Annotated in this window: 7 protein-coding genes; all 7 read right to left on the minus strand. The window is 41.0% G+C overall.

Translation table 11 applies throughout. From position 1 onward, the window contains the following. On the minus strand, window positions 1-1685 hold a 1685-nt coding region (locus ACO5V7_RS08625), incomplete at its 3' end, for a DUF2207 domain-containing protein (RefSeq protein ID WP_485485855.1). Between the two features lie 93 nt (window positions 1686-1778). Then, entirely contained in the window at window positions 1779-2462 is a 684-nt protein-coding gene (locus ACO5V7_RS08630) for a DUF1129 domain-containing protein (protein ID WP_485485856.1), read from the minus strand. A 20-nt stretch (window positions 2463-2482) separates the two neighbouring features. Then, a complete protein-coding gene (gene ychF / locus ACO5V7_RS08635; protein ID WP_485485857.1) occupies window positions 2483-3583 on the minus strand; it encodes a redox-regulated ATPase YchF in 1101 nt (366 codons plus the stop codon). 17 nt (window positions 3584-3600) lie between these two features. Then, on the minus strand, window positions 3601-3810 hold the full coding sequence (locus tag ACO5V7_RS08640) for a DUF951 domain-containing protein (RefSeq protein ID WP_005607897.1): 210 nt from the start codon (window positions 3808-3810) through the stop codon (window positions 3601-3603). A 13-nt stretch (window positions 3811-3823) separates the two neighbouring features. Next, window positions 3824-4723 (minus strand): ParB/RepB/Spo0J family partition protein, encoded by a 900-nt coding sequence (locus ACO5V7_RS08645; protein ID WP_485485858.1) that lies wholly within the window; start codon window positions 4721-4723, stop codon window positions 3824-3826. Next, the gene (locus tag ACO5V7_RS08650; protein ID WP_005607902.1) at window positions 4716-5477 is read right to left on the minus strand and encodes a ParA family protein; all 762 of its coding nucleotides are present in this window, start codon (window positions 5475-5477) and stop codon (window positions 4716-4718) included. The genes ACO5V7_RS08645 and ACO5V7_RS08650 overlap by 8 nt, the downstream gene beginning before the upstream one ends. 171 nt (window positions 5478-5648) lie before the next feature. After that, complete coding sequence (locus ACO5V7_RS08655; protein WP_485485859.1) at window positions 5649-6332, minus strand: hypothetical protein; 684 nt, start codon at window positions 6330-6332, stop codon at window positions 5649-5651. Window positions 6333-6515 lie beyond the last annotated feature (183 nt).

Genomic DNA, 6515 nt, shown 5'->3' on the forward strand with positions numbered 1-6515 from the left:
GCACTATTAAAGTCCGCAATAGGATAATAAATCGTTCCTGTTTGACTTGAATAGAACACACTGTCTGGTAGTTGGTCTGGTATTAATTTCTTCAACACTTTAATCACATGTTCCGCTACGCCTAAAGAAATGGCATAAACTAAGAAGTGATCCCACAGTTGAATACTTGGTAAATCTTCAATTCTCTTCATTGGAGAGAGATCTTTCAGCATTTGTTTAAATGCTTGCCATTGACGGTAACGATACTCTCCTTCCAGCGTACGTCTCTTCGCTGCTGCTCCTCCTCCGATTAATGTCAGAGGAATGAAAACAAGGGCAAAGATAAACGTAAGGGCAGCCAGTACTGGGTTCTTACTTAAAAGGCTTAAACCGAAAGTGGCTGCTACAAGTAGGAATACAAAACAACCTGCAAAATAGTTTCTCGCTTCTGGTTCTCCTTTTGTAAAACGATCGACGCGATGTTTTTCTGCAGCCGTATCGACCGCATTCAACCAACTAGTGGCTGCATTATAATACGCATTTGGATGATCTTCAGCGTATTCTTTAATATCTTTTAGGAAGATGGTATCATCTCCGCCACCCACGTTTTCAAAGAGCAATTTCACTGCTAATTTCTCGTGACGAAGAAGTTTCGATACATCTCCAACGAGTTTAATTTCATGTGGTTGTGTTTCCGACAAGGTTAAAATCCTCTTGCGGACTAAATCCATGACCGTTGCACTTAAATCTTTCATTGTACTCTTGCCATAAATCGCTTTGTTCATAATAGCCGGAGTAATATCTTCAGGAATTTCAAAGAGATGATCTGGAACGTGAGGAACTTTTTGTAGTCTCTTACGGTTGGCAATGAAGCCTTTAACCCATGCAAAGATTAAGTTCACAACCATCAGTATCCAACCGATATACACACCGATGGACCCTAGCGTCTTCATACCTTCTTCTTGTTGCAGCAATTTTTCTTCTTGAGCCACAATCTCATCAAAGGCTTTTCGGTTCACTACATTGGTATTTGCTGGAGTCAATGTTTGTGGAAAAATCATATGAACTTCAACGAAATCTCCACTGTTGTTAGAAGGAGCTGTGAAGGTCACGGACTTGTAATCATCAGCAATTGTTACATTCCCGTTTTGCCCTGCCCCATGTCCCCACGCACGAAGCGTTTCTTTAGACGCATTTCCTGGAAGGTTCACCTTGACCGTGATGTTTTCTTGGTTGATTTCCCACTGTGTACCAACGACTTTTCGGTTTAATTCCGCTGTGTCTTGATAGTTTGTAATTAAATTTGGAATCGTATATTGGAAGGTAACGGTTCTTCTCGAATTTGAAAACGGTGTGAAGACTTTAAATTTCAATTTGTCCGCTTCATGAGTCAGCTGATAGGTGCCACTCGTTCCCGTTGAATTTTGAGGCATTTCTACCGTTCCAGAAGCTGTTTCCAAAAAGGCAGTGACATCCGTTGGTTCTCTAAACCCTGAGTAATCTAAATTATAGAACACCCCATTATAAGAACCGTCTGCATGAAACGTAATTTTTTCTTGAAACTGAACATCGCCGTTTTCTATAATATTCACGGTGATATCGTATTTGTCTATCTTTAAGCTACGAGCATCAACACTCGAGCTCAACCTAAAAAAGACCACTAATCCTAGTAAAAACGTAATGATATAACGTATTTTTCGATTCATGTTCTCACCTCTACACTATCAAAAAAGTGTGAAATCTCTGCGGGATTGTCCACGAAGGAACTTCGCCATCATCTCACACTTGTCTGTACTCTATTACATTACTGAACCAACAATATTTAATTTTTTCTTCAAGTAGAATTTAGCTGCTAAAGCTGCTCCCCCAATGAGCAAGTACCATTCATAACTCATTACAAGATTGATAAAACTTGGAATGAAGTGTTGGCTTGCAACAACTAAGAGTAACCATGCGACCATCGCTACCGTGCTCACTACTAAGTAACGAATGTACCCACGTTGGCCTTTTGGGTTGTCAAATTTAGGAGCATTTTTCGAAATAGCTAACATTACGAACGCTCCTGCGATAAAGTTGATAATTAGTGTTAATAAGCCCATTGGTTGTGAACCTGAATCTGGATTTAACATCAACATCACTCCTGTTACTAGAGCGAATAATCCCCCTACTAATAAACCACCATCTAAAGCGATTTGCCAATCTGGAGATTTTGCATCTGGATCTTTAGCAGGTCCGTCTACAATCGCATGCACGCGTTCTGTTACCGTTCCGAATAATTGACGTGCAGTCACTCCTGATTTTTGATGTTCGATGATTTGAGGAAGCATAAGTGCTAATTCTTTCTCGATTTGTGCCCCTTCGAATCCTGCTTCCTTTAATTCACGTTCTAATTGGAAAACGTATTGTTCATTTTTGTTTGTTAATTCTGCTTTCAATGTATCTACTGATACTTGTTCTTCTACTGATAGGTTTTGTTCTGACATACTATAATCCTCCGATATCCTTATACATTAAATCTAAAGAGCATAACGTCGCCGTCTTGTACGACATATTCTTTACCTTCTTGTCGAACTTTTCCGTTCTCTTTTGCGGCTGTCATACTACCATATTCGAGCAAATCTGCATACGCAACTGTTTCTGCACGGATGAATCCACGCTCGAAGTCTGAGTGGATGATTCCCGCACATTGCGGAGCTTTCATGCCACGGCGGAATGTCCACGCACGTACTTCTTGCTCCCCAGCTGTAAAGTAAGTCGCTAATCCTAATAAGTGATACGCTTTTTGGATTAAGATGTCTAATCCAGAAACTTCAATTCCCATTTCTTCTAGAAAGGCTTGTTTTTCTTCTTCCTCAAGTTCTGCCACTTCTTCTTCAATTTTCGCACAGATGACAACGACTTCTGCATCTTCTTTGGCTGCATAGTCTTCCACTAATTGTACGTATTGGTTATGGCCGCCTTCCATCACGTCATCTTCTGAGATGTTTGCGATGTAAAGCATTGGTTTTGTTGTTAAAAGGAATAAGCCTTTCACGATTGGAAGTTCTTCCTCTGTGAATTCAATCGTACGCGCTAATTGACCTTCTTCTAACACCGGTTTGATTTTTTCTAAGACAGCAAGTTCTGCCACCGCGTCTTTATCTTTTGTTTTCGCAATTTTTGCCACGCGAGCAATCCGTTTGTCCACTGACTCAAGGTCGGCCAATACTAACTCTAAGTTAATCGTTTCGATATCTGCGATTGGGTCTACTTTCCCAGCCACGTGTGTAATATTTTCGTCTTCAAAACAACGAACCACTTGGCAAATCGCATCTACTCGACGGATATGGCTTAGGAATTTATTCCCTAGACCTTCCCCTCGGCTTGCCCCTTTAACGATTCCAGCGATATCGGTAAATTCAAAGGTCGTCGGAACAGTTTTCTTAGGTTTTACTAATTCCGTTAATTTTTGTAAACGAAGGTCTGGCACTTCTACCACTCCCACGTTTGGGTCAATCGTCGCAAACGGATAGTTCGCTGCTTCGACCCCTGCTTTTGTAATTGCATTAAATAATGTTGACTTCCCAACGTTTGGTAAGCCGACGATTCCAGCTGTTAAGGCCATTTGTCACACTCTTTCTCTTATTTGTTTTCTTCGGCAACAGAAATCGTCACCTTTTTCATCTTCTTCTCGAATTCCCGCCTTGGCATTAGGACCATTTGACCACAGTGATCACACTTGATACGAATGTCCATCCCCATACGGATGATTTCCCAGGAATTCGTTTGGCACGCATGCGGTTTTTTCATTTCCACATGATCGTGTAGTTGATACGTTGTTCCTGCTTTCATAAAGACTCCTTTATTAATCGTCTAATTCGATTTCTAATACTTCTAAAATACGGGTTAAATCTTTTTGAGAAAGATACTCGATTTCGATTTTACCACGTTCGCCTTTCTCAACGATTTGCACGCTTGTTCCGAATTTATCCATTAAACGTTCTTCCGATTCAACGATATACATGGATTTTTTCGGTTTTTGGATTTTCTTCGTTGATTTCTTAACAGGTTCATTGATGGATTGGACTAAAGTTTCTAAGGCACGAACCGTTAGATTTTCTTTCACGGCCTTTTTAGCCACAGCACCAATTTTCGTTTGGTCTTTTAATCCAAGAAGCGTACGCGCATGCCCTGCTGAAAGAGACCCATTTTGTACGAGTTCTTGTACTGCAGCTGGCAAGGTTAGTAATCGTAAGAAATTCGCCACATATGAACGGCTCTTCCCTACGCGACTGGCTACTTCTTCTTGTTTTAATTTCAATGAATCCATTAATGTACGATACGCCATCGCTTCATCTAAAGGCTTCAAATTCTCGCGTTGTAAGTTTTCAACAACTGCGATTTGAATCATCGTTTCTTCTGAGTAGTCACGTACGATAGCTGGAATCGTTTCTTTCTCAGCTAATTTAGACGCACGCAAACGACGTTCCCCAGCAACTAATTCATATCCTTTAATTTTAGACTTGCGAACAATAATCGGTTGGAAAACTCCATTTTGGCGAATCGATTCCGCAAGTTCTGCTAAACCTTCCTCATCAAACTCTTTACGCGGCTGATAAGGATTTGGACGAATTTCTGACACATCAATCTGTTGAATTTGCTCGGTTTCTTGTACTTGTTCTAAGGCATCGAGGGTATCTAAGTCATTCATAAACAACGCGTCAATTCCACGTCCAAGGCCTTTTCCTTTTTGATTTTTACTCATGTGCCAACACTTCCTTTGCTAACTCCATGTATACTTCCGCTCCTCTAGAACGGGGGTCATAGTCCACAATCGCTTGCCCGTAACTTGGCGCCTCAGATAGACGGACGTTTCGAGGGATAATCGTTTTATAGACTTTCTCACGGAAATACTTAATCACGTCCTCTTTTACTTCATTCCCTAAGTTCGTACGCGCATCGTACATCGTTAGAAGAACGCCCTCAATCTTCAAATGAGGATTAAAGTGCTTGCGAACCATCGTGATCGTGTTCATCAGTTGTGACAACCCTTCTAACGCATAGTATTCACACTGCACAGGAATTAATACCGTATCACTAGCCGTAAAAGCATTCATCGTTAAATGCCCGAGTGAAGGTGGACAGTCGATAAAGATATAATCATAATCGTCTTTAATCTTCTTTACAGCCTCTTTCAATCGTTGCTCACGACGTGGTTGACTGGTTAACTCGATTTCTGCTCCTGCTAACTGAATTGTCGAAGGAGCAATCATCAAGTTTTCACGACTCGTCGGGACAATCACGTCCGCCATTGGTACTTGGTTGACTAAAACATCATATACATCTTGTTCGAGTTCCCCTTTTTGTACGCCAAGACCACTCGTTGCGTTCCCTTGAGGGTCACTATCAATAATTAATACTTTTTTGCCATTGACCGCCAACGCAGCCGCTAAACTGACGGTTGAAGTCGTCTTTCCAACTCCACCTTTCTGATTGGCAACGGATATCACACGCCCCATACTCTTCCTCCATGTTTCTTGTTCTAAAAAAGGGAGAATGCAAGCATTCTCCCTCTCGCATGTCTACAAAATGTTCTTCATTTCTCGCAATATTTTGTTCTTTTCTATTGTAACAAAAATACGCTCTTTTTTGTAGTCATACCGGTTTATTTTACGAAAAAAGCTCTGCCCTTACTGAGGCAAAGCTTTCTTTTGTTGTTCATTGAATTGTAAGTAGGCAATCGTATATTCTTTGCGGGTTTGCTCGCCTTCGTCAACAACTTTAATCTCCACATTTGTGATAAGATTTCCAGCGGCATCGGTCTTGATTTTCAACTCTACTTTCGACGTATCATTCGTCGCAATTCCAAGGATGGACGTTACCGCCTTGCGAATCGTTTCATCGTCTCCGGAATAGGATTTTTCATAACTTTGCCACTCCTTCGTCCAAGGAACGAGTTGATGGATTTCTTTGGTAAATTGAATCAGTTTGGCATATGGAAAAACGACCGTGTTTTGTAAACTTGAAGTGGCTGTAATAGTTTTTTCCCATTTGTCGTGATAATAGCGAATAAAACCAATATTCGCATCGGCAATCACTTCGAGTTGATTCGTCACTTTCCCGGAAGTCTTATCGATTTTAGAACCGTATCCCGTACCATCTTTCCAAGCGCTCGCACTGGCAATGGTTTGGGCAGAAGGAGTTTTCGTCCCTTCTTTATAGTCTGATTGCTTTACGGTAATATGATAATTTGAAATCGAGTCAGCAGAAGTGACTATTTTTTTTTGCACTGCTTCAGTCGAGAAACTGTTCCCGCAAGCTGTCAAAACGAATAGAAACGCTATAACAATGGCATTCTTAATCCATTTCATCATTCTACCTCCTCCTTTATCATCCGTTTCATTATAACAAACTTCCGATTAAAATTCCTATAATACAAAACGTCTTCAACATAAAAATCTCTACAAAATAAGCTGGGCACAAGGCCCAGCTTATACAGTTTGCGTGGCAACGTCCTACCCTCGCAGGGAGAAACCCCCAACTACTATCGGCGCTAA

It is taken from the genome of Granulicatella sp. (assembly GCF_057274575.1).